Annotated in this window: 15 protein-coding genes; 8 read left to right on the top strand and 7 right to left on the bottom strand. The window is 57.7% G+C overall.

Annotated features, from left to right (window positions below):
• Positions 1 to 6 precede the first annotated feature (6 nt).
• Both hmeg3_RS20455 and hmeg3_RS20450 read left to right on the top strand, forming a co-directional pair.
• Complete coding sequence (locus tag hmeg3_RS20455; protein WP_232511753.1) at positions 7 to 1,104, top strand: ABC transporter ATP-binding protein; 1,098 nt, start codon at positions 7 to 9, stop codon at positions 1,102 to 1,104.
• The gene (locus hmeg3_RS20450) at positions 1,101 to 1,919 is read left to right on the top strand and encodes a phosphodiesterase (protein ID WP_094565371.1); all 819 of its coding nucleotides are present in this window, start codon (positions 1,101 to 1,103) and stop codon (positions 1,917 to 1,919) included. Before hmeg3_RS20455 ends, hmeg3_RS20450 begins: the two co-directional genes overlap by 4 nt.
• A 29-nt stretch (positions 1,920 to 1,948) precedes the next feature.
• Here hmeg3_RS20450 and hmeg3_RS20445 read toward each other — a convergent pair whose 3' ends face one another.
• The 5 genes from hmeg3_RS20445 to hmeg3_RS20425 form a co-directional block, all read right to left on the bottom strand.
• A complete protein-coding gene (locus hmeg3_RS20445) occupies positions 1,949 to 2,275 on the bottom strand; it encodes a barstar family protein (RefSeq protein ID WP_094565370.1) in 327 nt (108 codons plus the stop codon).
• 2 nt (positions 2,276 to 2,277) lie between these two features.
• The gene (locus hmeg3_RS20440) at positions 2,278 to 2,721 is read right to left on the bottom strand and encodes a biopolymer transporter ExbD (protein WP_094565369.1); all 444 of its coding nucleotides are present in this window, start codon (positions 2,719 to 2,721) and stop codon (positions 2,278 to 2,280) included.
• Complete coding sequence (locus hmeg3_RS20435) at positions 2,718 to 3,413, bottom strand: MotA/TolQ/ExbB proton channel family protein (RefSeq protein ID WP_094565368.1); 696 nt, start codon at positions 3,411 to 3,413, stop codon at positions 2,718 to 2,720. The genes hmeg3_RS20440 and hmeg3_RS20435 overlap by 4 nt, the downstream gene beginning before the upstream one ends.
• Positions 3,414 to 3,566: 153 nt before the next feature.
• A complete protein-coding gene (gene dapB, locus hmeg3_RS20430; protein WP_094565367.1) occupies positions 3,567 to 4,373 on the bottom strand; it encodes a 4-hydroxy-tetrahydrodipicolinate reductase in 807 nt (268 codons plus the stop codon).
• A gap of 12 nt (positions 4,374 to 4,385) precedes the next feature.
• Positions 4,386 to 4,895: an outer membrane protein assembly factor BamE gene (locus hmeg3_RS20425; protein ID WP_094565366.1), complete on the bottom strand. Its 510-nt coding sequence runs from the start codon at positions 4,893 to 4,895 to the stop codon at positions 4,386 to 4,388.
• A gap of 80 nt (positions 4,896 to 4,975) precedes the next feature.
• Between hmeg3_RS20425 and fur the strand changes: the two genes are divergently transcribed.
• Positions 4,976 to 5,401: a ferric iron uptake transcriptional regulator gene (fur, locus tag hmeg3_RS20420; RefSeq protein ID WP_007881067.1), complete on the top strand. Its 426-nt coding sequence runs from the start codon at positions 4,976 to 4,978 to the stop codon at positions 5,399 to 5,401.
• Positions 5,402 to 5,555: 154 nt separating this feature from the next.
• Here the strand turns inward: fur and hrcA are convergent, their stop codons facing one another.
• Both hrcA and hmeg3_RS20410 read right to left on the bottom strand, forming a co-directional pair.
• Positions 5,556 to 6,587: a heat-inducible transcriptional repressor HrcA gene (gene hrcA / locus hmeg3_RS20415; protein ID WP_094565365.1), complete on the bottom strand. Its 1,032-nt coding sequence runs from the start codon at positions 6,585 to 6,587 to the stop codon at positions 5,556 to 5,558.
• Between the two features lie 65 nt (positions 6,588 to 6,652).
• Positions 6,653 to 7,342 (bottom strand): HAD family hydrolase, encoded by a 690-nt coding sequence (locus hmeg3_RS20410; RefSeq protein WP_094565364.1) that lies wholly within the window; start codon positions 7,340 to 7,342, stop codon positions 6,653 to 6,655.
• 79 nt (positions 7,343 to 7,421) lie between these two features.
• On the opposite strand from hmeg3_RS20410, the gene hmeg3_RS20405 reads away from it, so the two are divergent.
• The 5 genes from hmeg3_RS20405 (at position 7,422) to dnaK (ending at position 14,513) form a co-directional block, all read left to right on the top strand.
• Positions 7,422 to 8,339 carry an NAD kinase gene (locus tag hmeg3_RS20405; RefSeq protein WP_094565363.1) on the top strand — a complete coding sequence of 306 codons (918 nt, stop codon included), beginning with the start codon at positions 7,422 to 7,424 and terminating at the stop codon, positions 8,337 to 8,339.
• Between the two features lie 76 nt (positions 8,340 to 8,415).
• On the top strand, positions 8,416 to 10,062 hold the full coding sequence (gene recN, locus hmeg3_RS20400; RefSeq protein ID WP_094565362.1) for a DNA repair protein RecN: 1,647 nt from the start codon (positions 8,416 to 8,418) through the stop codon (positions 10,060 to 10,062).
• A gap of 51 nt (positions 10,063 to 10,113) precedes the next feature.
• A complete protein-coding gene (hemH, locus tag hmeg3_RS20395) occupies positions 10,114 to 11,220 on the top strand; it encodes a ferrochelatase (RefSeq protein WP_094565361.1) in 1,107 nt (368 codons plus the stop codon).
• Positions 11,221 to 11,810: 590 nt separating this feature from the next.
• Positions 11,811 to 12,374 carry a nucleotide exchange factor GrpE gene (gene grpE, locus hmeg3_RS20390; protein WP_094565360.1) on the top strand — a complete coding sequence of 188 codons (564 nt, stop codon included), beginning with the start codon at positions 11,811 to 11,813 and terminating at the stop codon, positions 12,372 to 12,374.
• A gap of 195 nt (positions 12,375 to 12,569) precedes the next feature.
• Complete coding sequence (gene dnaK / locus hmeg3_RS20385; protein WP_094565359.1) at positions 12,570 to 14,513, top strand: molecular chaperone DnaK; 1,944 nt, start codon at positions 12,570 to 12,572, stop codon at positions 14,511 to 14,513.
• The last annotated feature ends 206 nt before the right edge of the window (positions 14,514 to 14,719 follow it).

The following is a 14,719-nucleotide window of genomic DNA, read 5'->3' as shown; positions in this document are numbered from 1 at the left end:
ATGTCCATGAGTTCTTCCCTGTCGACTGCGCTGAAACCGCTGTCTATCAAATTGGTTCAGTGTTCCAAGACTTTCGGCAATGGCGCACCTGCGCTTGAGCCGATTGATCTGGAAATTCATCCCGGTGAAACGCTGGTTCTGCTCGGACCGTCGGGCTGCGGCAAGACGACGACCTTGCGCCTGATTGCCGGCCTGGAGTTTCCCGACGCCGGCGGCCGGGTACTCTTCGGCGATGAAGATGTCACCGACTTGCCGATCGAGAAGCGCGGTGTCGGCATGGTGTTCCAGAACTATGCCTTGTTCCCCAACATGACCGTCGGCGAGAACATCGCTTACGGCCTCAAGATTCGCAAGATGGCAGCCGCCGAGCGGCTGGCAAAGATCGAGACACTGTTGGAGATGGTGCATCTGCAAGGGCTGAGCCATCGCCGCATCGATCAGTTGTCGGGTGGGCAGAAGCAGCGTGTCGCCTTGGCGCGCGCACTGGCGGTCGAGCCGAAGGTTCTGCTGCTGGACGAGCCGCTGACGGCGCTTGATGCCAAGCTGCGCGAAACCCTGCGCGCGGACCTCAATCAATTGCTGCGCAAACTTGGCATCACGGCGATTTACGTCACCCATGATCAGGGCGAAGCCATGGCGCTGGGCGACCGCGTGGTGGTCATGGAACGCGGCAAGATCGCACAGATCGGCAGTCCGCAAGACATCTACTATCGTCCGGTCAACAACTTCGTCGCCGACTTCATCGGCACGATGAATCGCATCACCGGCATCGGGCGCGCAGGTCAATTGTCGTTTTCCGCCGGTGCGCTGCCAATGGCTGCGGTGAAGGATAACCAGACCATGACGGCGATGTTTCGTCCTGAAGACGTCGACATCGTGCCACTGGAAACCGTGGGGGCGGAAATCTTCGGCGACGTCATGTCGACCTTCTTCATGGGCGACCGCACACGCTTGCTGGTGGACATCGGCGGCGAGATGCCGGTCATCGTGGAAACGCGCCGCCGCGGCGTCTGGCACGCCGGCGAGCGCATCGGCCTGCGCGTGCCTGAACATGCGGTCATGCAACTGCCGGGCAAGCCATGGGAAGGAGAGGAACGCGCATGATTCTCTGTCAAATTTCCGATCTGCACATCAAGGCGGCAGGCAAGAAATCCTACAAGGTGGTCGATACGGCCGAAAGCCTGCGTCGTTGCATTGCGCAGGTGAACCAGTTGAAACAGCGTCCCGACGCGGTGGTGTTCACGGGTGACCTGGTCGACTTCGGTCTGCCGGAAGAATACGCGATGCTGCGCAGCTTGCTGGCGCCGCTGAGCGTGCCTTACTACCTGTTGCCGGGCAATCATGACGAGCGCCAGGCATTGCGTGAGGCGTTTCCGGAACATGCCTATCTTCAGCAAGGTGGTGAGCGCATCGAATATGTCATCGACGGCCATCCCTTGCGCATCGTTGCGCTGGACACGGTGATTCCACGTTCCAGCAACGGCGAGCTTGCGCCTGCCAGCATGGTCTGGCTGGATCGCGTCCTGAGTGAGCAACCGCAGCGGCCGACGGTGATCGTGATGCATCATCCACCGTTCACGACCGGCATCGGTCACATGGACGATATCGGTCTGGCGAATCCGCAGTTGCTTGAAGAAGTGGTGCGGCGTCATCCTCAGGTGGAGCGCGTCTTGTGCGGTCACTTGCACCGCCCGATCACGACGCGTTTCGGCGGCACGATTGCCTCAACCTGCCCGGGTGTGTCGCATCAGGTGGTGCTGGATCTGGATCTGCAGGCAGCGTCGCAGTTTGTTATGGAACCGCCGGGATTTCAGTTGCATCTGTGGGATGAGCGGGCCGGATTGATCAGTCACACGGCCTACGTTGGCGAGTTCGACGGCCCGTATCCGTTTTATGACGGCGACAATCTGATCGACTGAGTGATCGGATTTTCAGGAAAAAGAGAGGATTACAGCAGCGCCAACTTGAGCGTTGCTGGCTCTTCGTAGTCTTCGCAGCGCTCGTTGATCATGGTGACGCAAAATTGCAGTTCTTCGACGATGTCCGGCGCGGCGGCGCGCAGCTTTTCGCTGTGCTGGACTTCAATCGTCAGCACTTCGTTTTCCTTCAGTACGAACTTGCTCATGCCGTCGTCATCGCGAAGGTAGCTGAGGCAGTCGACCCAGGCGTTCATGTTGCGGCCGTAGAAGTCGGGGAAACCGAATACTTTCTCGCACTCGGTGTGAAAGCTTTCCCAGTCGGTGATGAGTTCGCCATTCAGGCGGGCGGTTGGCATGATTATTTTTTCTCCGCGCCCGCAGGCGAATCGGGTTTGGGGTCGGTGACAAAACCGAGTTTGGTGAGGCCGTTGCTTTGCGCGGCCGACATGACATCCGCAATCACTTCATAACGCGTGGCTTTGTCGGCGCGCAGCTGGATTTCCGGCTGCGGCTGTTTGGCGGCGGCTGCGCGCATGCGATTGGTCAGCTCGGCCAGCGTGATGGGCTGATCCTGCCAGTACAGCTTGCCGGCCGCATCGATGGCAACGCTGACGGTTTGGGGTTTTTCCGGCGCCGGCGCGGATTTTGCGGTCGGCAGGTCGAGCTGCAAAGAGTGCGTAAACAGCGGTGCCGAGAGGATGAAAATCACCAGCAGCACCAGCATCACGTCGACCATCGGCGTGACGTTGATCTCGGCCATCGGGCCAGAATGCTGATTGTCGTTGAAGCCGCCGAAACTCATGATTGCCTCTCGCCGACGCGTTCGCCGGTCGTCAGGTAAGCGTGCAGATCGTGGGCAAAGCCATCCAGTTCCGCCAAGGTCAGACGGTTGATACGCGTGAAGGCGTTGTAGGCAAGCACAGCAGGAATCGCCACCACCAGGCCGAGTGCCGTCATGATCAGCGCTTCGCCGACCGGGCCGGCGACCTTGTCGATTTGCATGGCGCCACTGGCCGATACCGCCGCCAGCGCATGATAGATGCCCCAGACCGTACCGAACAGGCCGACGAAAGGCGCGGTCGAGCCGACTGACGCCAATAGCGTCAGACCGCGCTCAAGCCGTGCCGAGACGCGATTGATTTCACGGCGCAGTGTGCGCGTGATCAACTCGCCGGGATCGGTGGCGGCGTTTAGCGACGGCGCGCCTTGCTGTTTGGAGGAAATGCTGGCAGCTTCGGACGAGCGCACCGCCAGGGGGATATAGATTTCTTCGCTGTCGACGTCTTGCATGGCGGCGATGGCGTCGGTCAGCGTCGGCGCTTTCCAGAAGCCGTCCAGTGCATTGCTGCTGCGGCGGATACGCCAGGAACTCCAGGTTTTGGAAAGGATGTAATACCAGCTGGCGATGGACATCAGCAGCAAGGCGTAAGCGACGGCATGCGAAACGGCGTCGCCCTGTGCCCAGTAATGGGCGAATCCAACGGTTTGTTCCATGGTGTGATCTCTAGGTTAACGGCAATAGAAGAGCAAAGGAATGGCAATCCGTTGGAGCGGTCATCCGTGAAAAGATTCGATGCAGAGTCACATTAGATTCGCAGTAAATCTGATCCGGCGCGCTAAAAAACAGTCACACCGGATCGGGATGACTTACTTCAGTCCCAGCACGTCCTGCATATCGTACAAGCCGGTCGACTTGTCTGCCAGGAAGCGTGCGGCACGCAGGCTGCCATGAGCGTAGGTGACGCGGCTGGACGATTTGTGGGTGACCTCGATACGCTCGCCGATGCCGGCAAACAGCACAGTGTGGTCGCCGACGATGTCGCCGCCGCGGATGGCGGAGAAGCCGATCGACGACGGATCGCGTTCGCCGGTAATGCCTTCGCGGGCGTAGACGGCAACGTCGTCGAGCTTGACGCCGATGGCGTCGGCAATGACTTCGCCCATCTTCAGCGCGGTACCGGACGGCGCATCGACCTTATGGCGATGATGCGCTTCGATGATTTCAATGTCGTAGCCGTGCGTAAAACTCTTGGCGGCCATTTCCAGCAGCTTGAGCGTGACGTTGACGCCGATGCTCATGTTGGGCGCCTGCATGATGGCTGTTTTGGTCGCGGCGGCAGCGATGGCATCCTTGGCTTCCTGTTCCAGGCCGGTGGTGCCGATGATCATCTTGATGCCGTGGGCGGCGCAATACTCTGCGTGCTTGAGCGTGCCTTCAGGGCGTGTGAAGTCGATCAGGAAATCAGCATTGGCCAAGCCCTTGGCCAGGTCGGATTCGATGGCGACGCCGGCAGGCTTGCCGAGGAAAGAGGCGGCGTCAGTACCCAGGCTCGGCGAGCCCGGCACATCGAGTGCGCCGGCCAATACCATGTCGTCGGCGTTCTGGATGGCTTCGATCAGCATGCGGCCCATACGGCCGGAGGCGCCGGCTACGGCGATTTTCAGTGCGCTCATATTGCTAAAGTCTTACTTGTTCGTGATGGTCGGGGCGATCGGCGTGTCGGACAGCTCAGGCATGGCGCCTTTCTTGGAACCGGCGATCAGCGACAGATATTCCTGCTCAGTCGGCAAGTCGTTACCACCTTCGTAGTGATCCATCAGATTGTCCTTGAAGAACACCGAGACGCGGCTGCTCATGATTTCGCCGTTGCCTTTGGCCAGACGGAATTCATAATCCCAGCGATCCGTGTGGAACACGTCCGTCAGCAGTGGAGTGCCGAGCACGAAGCGGACTTGCTCGCGCGTCATGCCTGGCTTCAACTGAGCGACCATTTCCTTGGAAACGAAGTTGCCTTGCTGGATGTCGATACGATAAGGTTTGAAGAAGCCGAACAGGCTGCCGTCCTTCTTAATCACATGTACGCCACTTGCGTCAGCCGATGCTGCGCCTTCTGCCGGCTTGTTGGATGCACAGCCGGACAGCAGGGAACCCAGCGCGATCAACGCGAGGGCGGTAATACGGGTGGAAGGCAACATTCGCATAAAGATTTCAATTGGTTGAGCAATTGTGCTAAAACGCTATATGATAAAGCAGATAACCCGATTTTTACTGAAACATGCCTAATAATCCATCCGAACTGAAAGCCAGCGGCCTCAAAGCCACTTTGCCGCGTCTGAAAATCCTGGAAATCTTCCAAAACACTGAAGTGCGTCACCTCAGTGCGGAAGACGTCTACAAAATCTTGCTGGCCGATAATCTGGACGTGGGACTGGCAACGGTCTACCGCGTGCTGACACAGTTCGAGCAGGCAGGCCTGTTGCAGCGTAATCACTTCGAAACCGGCAAGGCCGTGTTCGAGTTGAACGAAGGTTCGCACCATGATCATCTGGTCTGCCTGGATTGCGGCAAGGTCGAAGAATTCTTCGACGCCGAAATCGAGAAGCGCCAGGTCAAGATTGCTCAGGAGCACGGTTTTGAGATCGCCGACCATGCACTGGCGCTCTACGGACATTGCCGGGATTGCCAAAAAACCAAGAAGTAAGGCGGGTATCCCGTAGCAGTTCTGCTGCAGTTCAGTATTACATGTAAAAAAAGCCATCCGGTATGAATGCCGGATGGCTTTTTTATTGTCTGTCCTGCGCGCGTAAAGTTGGGTAAGGCGTTTGCAACATTCTGCTTGCTTGCCGCTCCGGTTATCAGCTGTTGCTGAGCGCGCTTGACAGCAATTTGGCGGTAATGTCGACGATAGGAATCACGCGTTCATACGCCATGCGCGTCGGACCGATCACGCCCAGCGTGCCGACGATCTTGCCGTTGACTTCATACGGCGCGGTAACGATGCTCATGTCGTCCATCGGCACCAGTTGCGATTCGCCGCCGATGAAGATCTGCACGCCGGTAGCCTTGCTCGATACATCCAGCAATTGCATCAGGCTGGTCTTCTGTTCGAACATGTCAAACAGCTTGCGCAGGGATGTCATGTTCGATGACAGATCGGACACGCTCAGCAGATTGCGTTCGCCGGAAATCACGACGTTGTCGGATTCGTCGGCCATGGCGTCGCTGCCGGCTTCGACCGCCGCCTGCATCAGGCTGGTCATGTCGTCGCGCAGTTGGCGCAGTTCGTTTTGCAGGCGCAGGCGTACTTCGTCGAAACCGAGGCCGCCGTAGTGTTGATTGATGTAGTTGGCTGCCTGCACCAGTTGCGACGGCGTGTAGTCGACATCGGTCAGCAGCAGGCGGTTTTGCACGTCGCCGCGCGGGCCGACAATGACCAGCAGGATGCGTTTTTCGGACAGGCGCAGGAATTCAATCTGTTGGAAGATCGACTCGCGCTTGGGTGTCATGACCACGCCGGCAAATTGCGACAGCGACGACAACACCTGGGCCGCATTGGAAATGATCTTTTGCGGCGAGTTGATCTGCGAGCGCGATTGCAGTTTGGTTTCCAGCGTTGCCTCGTCGATGGCATCGATTGATTCGATAGTCAGCAAGGTATCAACGAACACGCGATAACCGCGCGGCGTCGGAATCCGTCCGGCGGAGGTGTGCGGGCTGGCGACGAAGCCCATGTCTTCCAGGTCGGCCATGACGTTGCGGATGGTCGCCGGCGACAGTTCGAGCCCCGAAATCTTGGAGAGCGCGCGCGAGCCGACCGGCTGGCCATCGGCGATATACCGTTCGACCAGTGCTTTAAGCAGGGTTTGAGCGCGATTGTCTAGTTGCATGCCTTCATTCTAACGACCCGGCGGCAGGCCTGCCAGCGTCTTCTCATTTATATGCGTCTGGTTGTTCAGGCTGCCAGCCAGTTTGCCAGTTCGGTCAGGTTGGTACAGACCGCATCTGGGCGCACATGGTCGGGCAGCTCGCGTTTGAAACGATTCATCCAGACGGCGCGCAAGCCGGCTTGCTGAGCGCCCAGCACGTCCAGCGTCAGGTCGTCGCCGACATAGATGGCCTGTTCAGGTGAAACGTCCAGCGCCGTGCAGGCGGCATGGAAGATGGTCGGATCGGGTTTGGCCGTGCCGAATTGGTGCGCAGCAATGGAAATCTCGAAATGCTCCGCCAGTCCGATGCGGCCAAGGTCGGCAAAACCGTTGGAGACGGTGCCGAGCCTGACACGCGATTTTAGCTGGACCAGGCCCGGAACCACATCGTCGAAGGGCGTGACGGCATTGCGGCCGGTCGTGAAGATTTCCATGGCCGGATCGGCGAGCGCCGGGTCTTCGCCATGTTCGGCCAGTACGGTAGTCAATGCCGCATGGCGCAGCGCCCACAGGTTGATCTTGTACTTCGGATCGCTTTTTGCCAGCAGCATGCGGCGTGCGCGCAGGCTTTCTATTGTTTCCCGTTGGACTACGCCTGGAGCATGTTGGCGCATCCAGTCGTACAGCTGGTTTTCTGCGAGATGCAGCACCGGCTCAATAGCCCACAGGGTATCGTCGAGGTCGAACAAGACGGCCTGTATGTTGGTTTTGTTCATGAAATTCGGTTCAGAGTCGTCGGGGGCCTGTTCGCAAATTCATTGTTAACAGTCCCTAAATTATGCTTTAATCCGCAGCATGTGGCCCATCAAATTACCCGTGCAGGCGGCAACGCCCAAAACCATCGCGATCGTCGGCAAATTTCATGCCGTCGGCATCGCGCAGTCCTTGTCCGATATTGCAGCGTTTCTGGAGGCGCACGGTCACACGATCGTGTTTGAAGCCGAGACCGCGCAAAACGTCGCATTGGAAGGCTACGACGCCATGTCGCCGGAGCAGATCGGCCAGTTCGCCGATGCTGCCATCGTGGTCGGCGGCGACGGTACGATGCTTGGCATCGCCCGCCAGCTCGCACCTTTTAATGTACCGCTGATCGGCATCAACCAGGGCCGGTTGGGCTTCATGACGGATATTTCCCTAGACCGCATGATACCGGTATTGGCCGACATGCTGGATGGAAAAGTCGACGTCGAGACCCGTTCCCTGCTGGAAGCAACGGTATATCGCGACGGCGAACAGATTTTCAATGCGCTGGCGTTCAATGACGTGGTGGTGGCGCGGGGCGCCTCGTCCGGCATGGTCGAACTGACCGTCGAAGTCGATGGCCGCTTCATGTACAACCAGCGCTCCGACGGCCTGATCGTGGCCACGCCAACCGGCTCGACCGCCTACGCCTTGTCTGCCGGCGGCCCGATTCTGCATCCGAGTTTGCACGGCATCGTACTGGTACCCATTGCGCCGCATGCCCTGTCGAACCGTCCGATTGTGATCCCCGACTCGTGCGAAATCTCGATCCGCGTCGTCAATGGCCGCGACATCAGCGCCAATTTCGACATGCAATCGCTGACCAGTCTGACCCATGGCGACCTGATTGTGATCAAGCGTTCGGCGCACAAGATCACCTTCCTGCATCCGGAAGGCTGGAGCTACTACGACACCCTGCGGCAAAAATTGCATTGGAACGAATACCCCTCGGTAGAAGGCCGTTTACAATAACGACCAATCTTTGCATCCGCGGCTCGTCTGCGCGGATGCGGCAAGCAATATTTCCAAAACATCACTACAAAATCCCATGCTGCGTACCCTGTCGATTCGTGATTTCGTTATCGTCGATGCCATCGAACTTGAGTTCGCACCCGGATTTTCCGTCTTTACCGGCGAAACCGGTGCGGGCAAGTCGATTCTTATCGATGCATTGGCGCTGGCGCTTGGTGGACGCGGCGACGCCAGCGTGGTGCGCGAAGGTTCGGCCAAGGCGGATATTACGGCTGACTTCAGCGTCAGCGACGATGCAGCCGCCTGGCTTGAGGCGCATGAGTTCGCCGACGAAGACGGCGCAGTGCTGTTGCGCCGCGTGATCGACAACGCCGGGCGCTCGAAGGCTTTCATCAACGGCATCGCCGCCACCGCGACGCAGTTGCGTGAGTTGGGCGAACTGCTGGTCGACATTCACGGTCAGCATGCGCATCAGTCCTTGCTGAAGGCCGATGCCCAGCGCCAGTTGCTGGACAGCCAGGCCGGTTTGCTGGACGAAGCAAAGACGGTTGCCGCCGCCCACAAAACATGGCGCGCGCTGGCCAGGCAACGAGAAGAATTTGAAATCAACGCCAAGAACGTTCTGCTCGAACGCGAGCGTCTGGAATGGCAAGTCAGTGAGCTGGAGAAGCTGGCCGTCAAGCCGGGCGAGTGGAGCGATATCAGCAACGAACACAGCCGCCTGTCGCATGCTGCGAGTCTGATCGAAGGTGCGCAGGAAGCGCTCAGCGCGATTTCCGAGTCGGAGTCGCCGATCCTGTCACAGCTGTCGTCGCTGACCCAAAAGCTCGGCAAGTTGATCGACGTTGACGCCGCTCTCAAGCCGGTCATGGACGCGCTGGAGCCGGCGCAGATTCAATTGCAGGAAGCCGTCTACGCGCTCAATGATTACCTCGATCGCGTGGAACTCGATCCCGCGCGTTTGCAGCAGGTGGAAGGGCGCCTTGAAGCGATCCATTCAACCGCGCGTAAATTCCGCGTCACGCCGGATGAGCTGCCGCAAGAGTACATCAAGCTGGCCGAAGAATTGAAGCAACTGGCCGACGCCAGCGACCTCGACGCCTTGCGCGCGCAGGAAGAAAAACTCAAGGCCGCTTACACCAGCGCCGCGCAGAAATTGTCCAAAGGCCGTACCAAAGCCGCCAAGGCCCTGAGCGAGGCAGTGACCGCCGCCATGCAGGATCTGAGTATGTCCGGTGGACGTTTTTCGATTGCATTGGAAGCGTGCGAGCCGGCGGCCTATGGGCTGGAGCAGGTGGAGTTTCTGGTCGCAGGGCATGCGGGCGTGGCGCCCCGGCCGTTGGCGAAAGTTGCTTCAGGCGGTGAGCTGGCGCGTATCGCGCTGGCGATTTCCGTGATCGCATCAAGTTCGACCGCAACACCGACCTTGATTTTCGACGAAGTCGACAGTGGCATCGGTGGCGGTGTGGCCGAAGTGGTGGGCCGTCTGCTCAAGCGGCTCGGCCAGGATCGCCAGGTGTTATGCGTCACCCATTTGCCGCAGGTTGCCAGCCAGGGCAATCAGCACTTTCAGGTCAGCAAGCGCAATGACGGCGGCAAGACCGTGTCGCAGATTGAGGCGCTGGACGCCAAGTCGCGCGTCGAAGAAATTGCCCGTATGCTGGGCGGTCTGGAAATCACTGCGACCACGCGCAAGCATGCGCGTGAACTGCTCGCACTCTGACGTCGCCATCGTTTCTATTTCCCCGCCATCGCCAGACCATCACGGACTTTCATGCCATTTCGCAAAGAACCCCCCTATACTCACGGCACGTCAGCCGGTACCGCAATCGTGCTGGTCAATCTCGGCACGCCTGACGCGCCGACCACGCGTGCGGTGCGCCGCTATCTGAAGCAATTTCTGTCCGATCCCCGCGTAGTGGAGATTCCGAGGGCAGTGTGGTGGTTTATCCTTAACGGCATCATCTTGCCGTTTCGCTCCAGCAAATCCGCCGAAAAATACGCCTCGATCTGGTCTGACGAAGGTTCTCCGCTCAAGGTCAATACCGAGCGTCAGGCGACGCTGTTGCGGACACGCATGCAAGAGCGCGGCCATCGGGTGCAGGTGACGTATGCGATGCGTTATGGACAGCCGGCTTTGCCCGATGTACTGGATAGCCTCAAGGCGCAGGGCTGCGATCGCATCCTGATTCTGCCGGCCTATCCGCAGTATTCCGGCACCACGACTGCGTCGATTTTCGACGCGGTGTTCAACCATTTCTCCAAGGTACGCAACGTTCCGGAGTTGCGCCTGATCAAGCATTATCACGACCACGACGCTTACATTCAGGCGCTCAAGGCTTCCGTGCTGGCGCATTGGGCCGCCAACGGCCAGCCGGACAAGCTGGTGATGAGTTTTCACGGTGTACCCAAGCGCACCTTGATGCTCGGCGATCCTTACCATTGCGAATGCCACAAGACGGCACGGTTGCTGGCAACGGCGCTGGGTTTGAAGGAGACCGAGTATGTGGTGACATTCCAGTCGCGCTTCGGCAAGGCCGAGTGGCTGCAACCTTACACGGCGCCGACCTTGCAGGAGCTGGCGCGTCAGGGTGTGCAGCGGGTGGATGTCATGTGCCCCGGTTTTACCAGCGATTGTCTGGAAACCCTGGAAGAAATCGCGATGGAAGCCAAAGCGGAGTTCCTGCATGCCGGCGGCAAGGAGTTCAACTTCATCCCTTGCCTGAATGGCGATGCAGCCTGGGTGCAGGGCATGATGGAAATTGCAGAGCTGCATATGGTCGGTTGGCCAACCATGGCCGGCGCCGCACTGCGGGAAGAAGAAAAGAAACAGGCGGAAATCTCTGCCGAACAAGCCCGCCGCTTGGGCGCGACTCAATAGACTAAAGTGGATGTAAGCGAGCGCCAGCCTGTTAAAATAACGGGCTGCGCAGTTATTGCGTTACGGAAATGCAAACGTCTTGTGAAGTTGTTGCCAAGACAATGCGGGGCTTAAAATACGGCCCCGCTGAAGCAGATTCAGTACAGCGCGATGAGCTGCGAATAGCTGATCCAGGCTGCTGCCAGCAAAGTGTAAGCAATGACGGTGGCGGAGATAAGCGGCAATTTCATGACGTCTCCTTGAGGGTTGTTGGGGAAAAATTAGGGATGACACCATCATAAATGTTGCATCGCGATTCCCTATTTCAAGTGTAGTAAATTCTGTAACAAGACGTTAGAGGCGGCTTAGAACGTTTAGTTTGATGCAGATGACTTTTGTGCGGCGATCGACTGATCAGCCGGCCTCACTGATCAACTGAACATTCAGCAATCCCATGTCATACCCCTTGAAAAATAAGGGTTATAGCCTCATGTGCCTTGCCATGCACGGCGTGCGGTCAAAAAACGGCCGGTCTGAAGTGCAGACCAAGACTCAGCTCAGGTTGAGGCGCTGAAGATTAAATATGCGTTACCAGTTGGAGATTGTTAAATATGCAAGACACGGAAAAACAAACGGAAAACGAACAAGTGCAATCCGCACAAGCAGGTCAGGACGCTCAGACTAAGCAGTCCGAAGCGGCTCCCGCTGCAACTGAACCAACGGTGGAAGAGCAATTGATCGCCGCCGAGGCGAAGATTGCCGAAATGCAGGATGCTTTCCTGCGCGCCAAAGCTGAAGCCGAAAACATTCGTCGCCGTGCTCAGGACGATATCAGCCGTGCCCACAAGTTTGCGATCGAAGGCTTTGCCGAGTCGCTGCTGGCGGTCAAGGACAGCCTGGAAATGGCGCTCAAGATCGAAACGCCATCAGTTGAATCGCTCAAGGAAGGCGTTGACATGACATTGAAGCAATTGTCGTCGGCTTTCGAAAAGAACAAATTGCTGGAAATTCATCCGCAAGCCGGCGAAAAGCTGGATCCGATGAAGCATCAGGCTATTTCTGCCGTGCCGGCAGAGCAGGAAGCCAATACCGTCGTGGCGGTGTTGCAAAAGGGGTATACGATTTCCGAGCGCCTGCTGCGTCCGGCATTGGTGACTGTTGCTCAAGGTAAATAAGCTGTTGTAGGCATCAAATATAAGCAGCAAAAAAGTAACCTTGGCAGCATCGAAACAGAAAAAAGAGAACAAACGGCACAAAATTTGCTTTTAAGTGACATTCCGCGCTTGAAAGCGCCAGTTTTCTCCACATATTAAAACTATCAAAACTATTGTTGTTCCCTATTCGGGGACTTAAGGATCGAAGGAAAAATCATGGGCAAAATCATTGGTATTGACTTGGGTACAACCAACTCGTGCGTCTCCGTCATGGAAGGCGGTCAACCGAAAGTCATCGAAAACTCCGAAGGCGCGCGTACCACGCCTTCCATCATCGCGTATCAGGAAGACGGCGAAGTGCTGGTTGGCGCACCTGCCAAACGCCAGGCCGTCACCAATCCAAAGAACACCATTTACGCAGCGAAGCGTCTGATCGGCCGCAAGTTCGACGAGAAGGAAGTGCAAAAAGACATTTCCCTGATGCCTTACCAGATCGTCAAAGCCGACAACGGCGACGCCTGGATCGGCGTGCGCGACAACAAGCTGGCGCCACCGCAAATCTCCGCAGAAGTGCTGCGCAAGATGAAGAAAACTGCTGAAGATTACCTCGGCGAAGAAGTGACGGAAGCGGTCATCACCGTTCCTGCCTACTTCAACGACGCGCAACGTCAGGCAACCAAGGATGCCGGCCGTATCGCCGGTCTGGAAGTCAAGCGCATCATCAACGAACCGACAGCTGCTGCGCTGGCGTTCGGCCTGGACAAGACTGAAAAGGGCGACCGCAAGATCGCGGTGTATGACTTGGGCGGCGGTACGTTTGACGTCTCCATCATTGAAATCGCTGACGTCGATGGCGAGAAGCAGTTCGAAGTGCTGTCCACCAACGGCGATACATTCCTCGGCGGTGAAGACTTCGACCAACGCATCATCGATTACATCATCGAAGAGTTCAAGAAGATCAACGGCCTCGACCTGTCGAAAGACGCGATCGCTCTGCAACGCATCAAGGCATCCGCTGAGCGCGCCAAGATCGAACTGTCGTCGTCGCAACAAACTGAAATCAACGAGCCGTACATCGCCATGGCCAATGGCGCGCCGGTTCACTTGAACCTGAAGATCACTCGCGCCAAGCTGGAATCGCTGGTGGAAGAACTGATCGCCAAGACCATTGATCCATGCCGCACTGCGATCAAGGATGCAGGCGTCAAGGTTACCGACATCGACGACATCATTCTGGTCGGCGGTATGACGCGTATGCCGAAGGTGCAAGAGAAGGTGAAGGAATTTTTCGGCAAGGAACCACGCAAGGACGTCAACCCGGACGAAGCAGTCGCCGTCGGCGCTGCGATTCAAGGTTCGGTCCTGTCGGGCGAACGCAAGGACTTGCTGCTGCTGGACGTCACACCACTGTCGCTGGGTATTGAAACCATGGGCGGCGTGATGACCAAGATGATCAAGAAGAATACGACCATCCCGACCAAGTTCAGCCAGGTGTTCTCGACTGCCGACGACAATCAGCCTGCCGTGACCATCAAGGTCTATCAGGGTGAGCGCGAAATGGCCGCCGGCAACAAGGGTCTGGGCGAATTCAATCTGGAAGGTATTCCTCCTTCGCCACGCGGCACACCGCAAATCGAAGTGACCTTCGACATCGACGCCAACGGTATTTTGCACGTCGGCGCCAAGGACAAGGCAACCGGCAAGGAAAACAAGATCACCATCAAGGCCAACTCCGGCCTGAGCGAAGATGAGATCGAAAAGATGGTGCGCGATGCCGAAGCCAACGCCGAAGAAGACAAGCGTTTGAAGGAACTGGCCGAAACCCGCAATCAGGGCGACGCACTGGTTCACTCCACACGCAAGGCGCTGACTGAATACGGCGACAAGCTGGATGCAGGCGAGAAAGAAACCATCGAAGCCGCCGTCAAGGAATTGGAAGAAGTGTTGAAGGCGAACGACAAGGCCGCCATCGACGCCAAGACAGCCGCATTGTCCGTGGCAGCGCAGAAGCTGGGCGAGAAGATGTACGCTGACCAGCAGGCACAACAGGCTGCGGCCGGTGGTGCCGCCGGCGCGGCAGGTGCGGGTGCTGCAGGTGCAGGCGAATCGCGTCCGAAGGACGACGACGTGGTCGACGCCGACTTCAAGGAAGTGAAGTAATTTCGATTGCCGGCGGGTGGGTTCCTGATATCGGGTTCTCTTTCGCCGGCAAGCGAAGCAGTCATTCAGGAACACGTCGGCCGGGTTTACCGGGCGACACGCCGAGCAAGATGGTCGCGAGATCGTCTCTCGGCTTTTTCACATTGTTGGTTTCTTGTTGGTGTTCATTGCCTGCAAGAAAAATCCAATAACAAGGTGTTATAAAA

It is taken from the genome of Herbaspirillum sp. meg3 (assembly GCF_002257565.1).
In the GTDB taxonomy this organism is placed as follows: domain Bacteria; phylum Pseudomonadota; class Gammaproteobacteria; order Burkholderiales; family Burkholderiaceae_D; genus Herbaspirillum.
This window is presented reverse-complemented; position numbering and strand designations above follow the sequence as displayed.

Excerpts from the sequence above, each read along its gene's own strand:
- hmeg3_RS20455 (WP_232511753.1), top strand. The coding sequence starts at position 7 with ATGAGTTCTTCCCTGTCGACTGCGCTGAAACCGCTGTCTATCAAATTG.
- hmeg3_RS20450 (WP_094565371.1), top strand. The coding sequence starts at position 1,101 with ATGATTCTCTGTCAAATTTCCGATCTGCACATCAAGGCGGCAGGCAAG.
- hmeg3_RS20445 (WP_094565370.1), bottom strand. The coding sequence starts at position 2,275 with ATGCCAACCGCCCGCCTGAATGGCGAACTCATCACCGACTGGGAAAGC.
- hmeg3_RS20440 (WP_094565369.1), bottom strand. The coding sequence starts at position 2,721 with ATGAGTTTCGGCGGCTTCAACGACAATCAGCATTCTGGCCCGATGGCC.
- hmeg3_RS20435 (WP_094565368.1), bottom strand. The coding sequence starts at position 3,413 with ATGGAACAAACCGTTGGATTCGCCCATTACTGGGCACAGGGCGACGCC.
- dapB (WP_094565367.1), bottom strand. The coding sequence starts at position 4,373 with ATGAGCGCACTGAAAATCGCCGTAGCCGGCGCCTCCGGCCGTATGGGC.
- hmeg3_RS20425 (WP_094565366.1), bottom strand. The coding sequence starts at position 4,895 with ATGTTGCCTTCCACCCGTATTACCGCCCTCGCGTTGATCGCGCTGGGT.
- fur (WP_007881067.1), top strand. The coding sequence starts at position 4,976 with ATGCCTAATAATCCATCCGAACTGAAAGCCAGCGGCCTCAAAGCCACT.
- hrcA (WP_094565365.1), bottom strand. The coding sequence starts at position 6,587 with ATGCAACTAGACAATCGCGCTCAAACCCTGCTTAAAGCACTGGTCGAA.
- hmeg3_RS20410 (WP_094565364.1), bottom strand. The coding sequence starts at position 7,342 with ATGAACAAAACCAACATACAGGCCGTCTTGTTCGACCTCGACGATACC.
- hmeg3_RS20405 (WP_094565363.1), top strand. The coding sequence starts at position 7,422 with ATGTGGCCCATCAAATTACCCGTGCAGGCGGCAACGCCCAAAACCATC.
- recN (WP_094565362.1), top strand. The coding sequence starts at position 8,416 with ATGCTGCGTACCCTGTCGATTCGTGATTTCGTTATCGTCGATGCCATC.
- hemH (WP_094565361.1), top strand. The coding sequence starts at position 10,114 with ATGCCATTTCGCAAAGAACCCCCCTATACTCACGGCACGTCAGCCGGT.
- grpE (WP_094565360.1), top strand. The coding sequence starts at position 11,811 with ATGCAAGACACGGAAAAACAAACGGAAAACGAACAAGTGCAATCCGCA.
- dnaK (WP_094565359.1), top strand. The coding sequence starts at position 12,570 with ATGGGCAAAATCATTGGTATTGACTTGGGTACAACCAACTCGTGCGTC.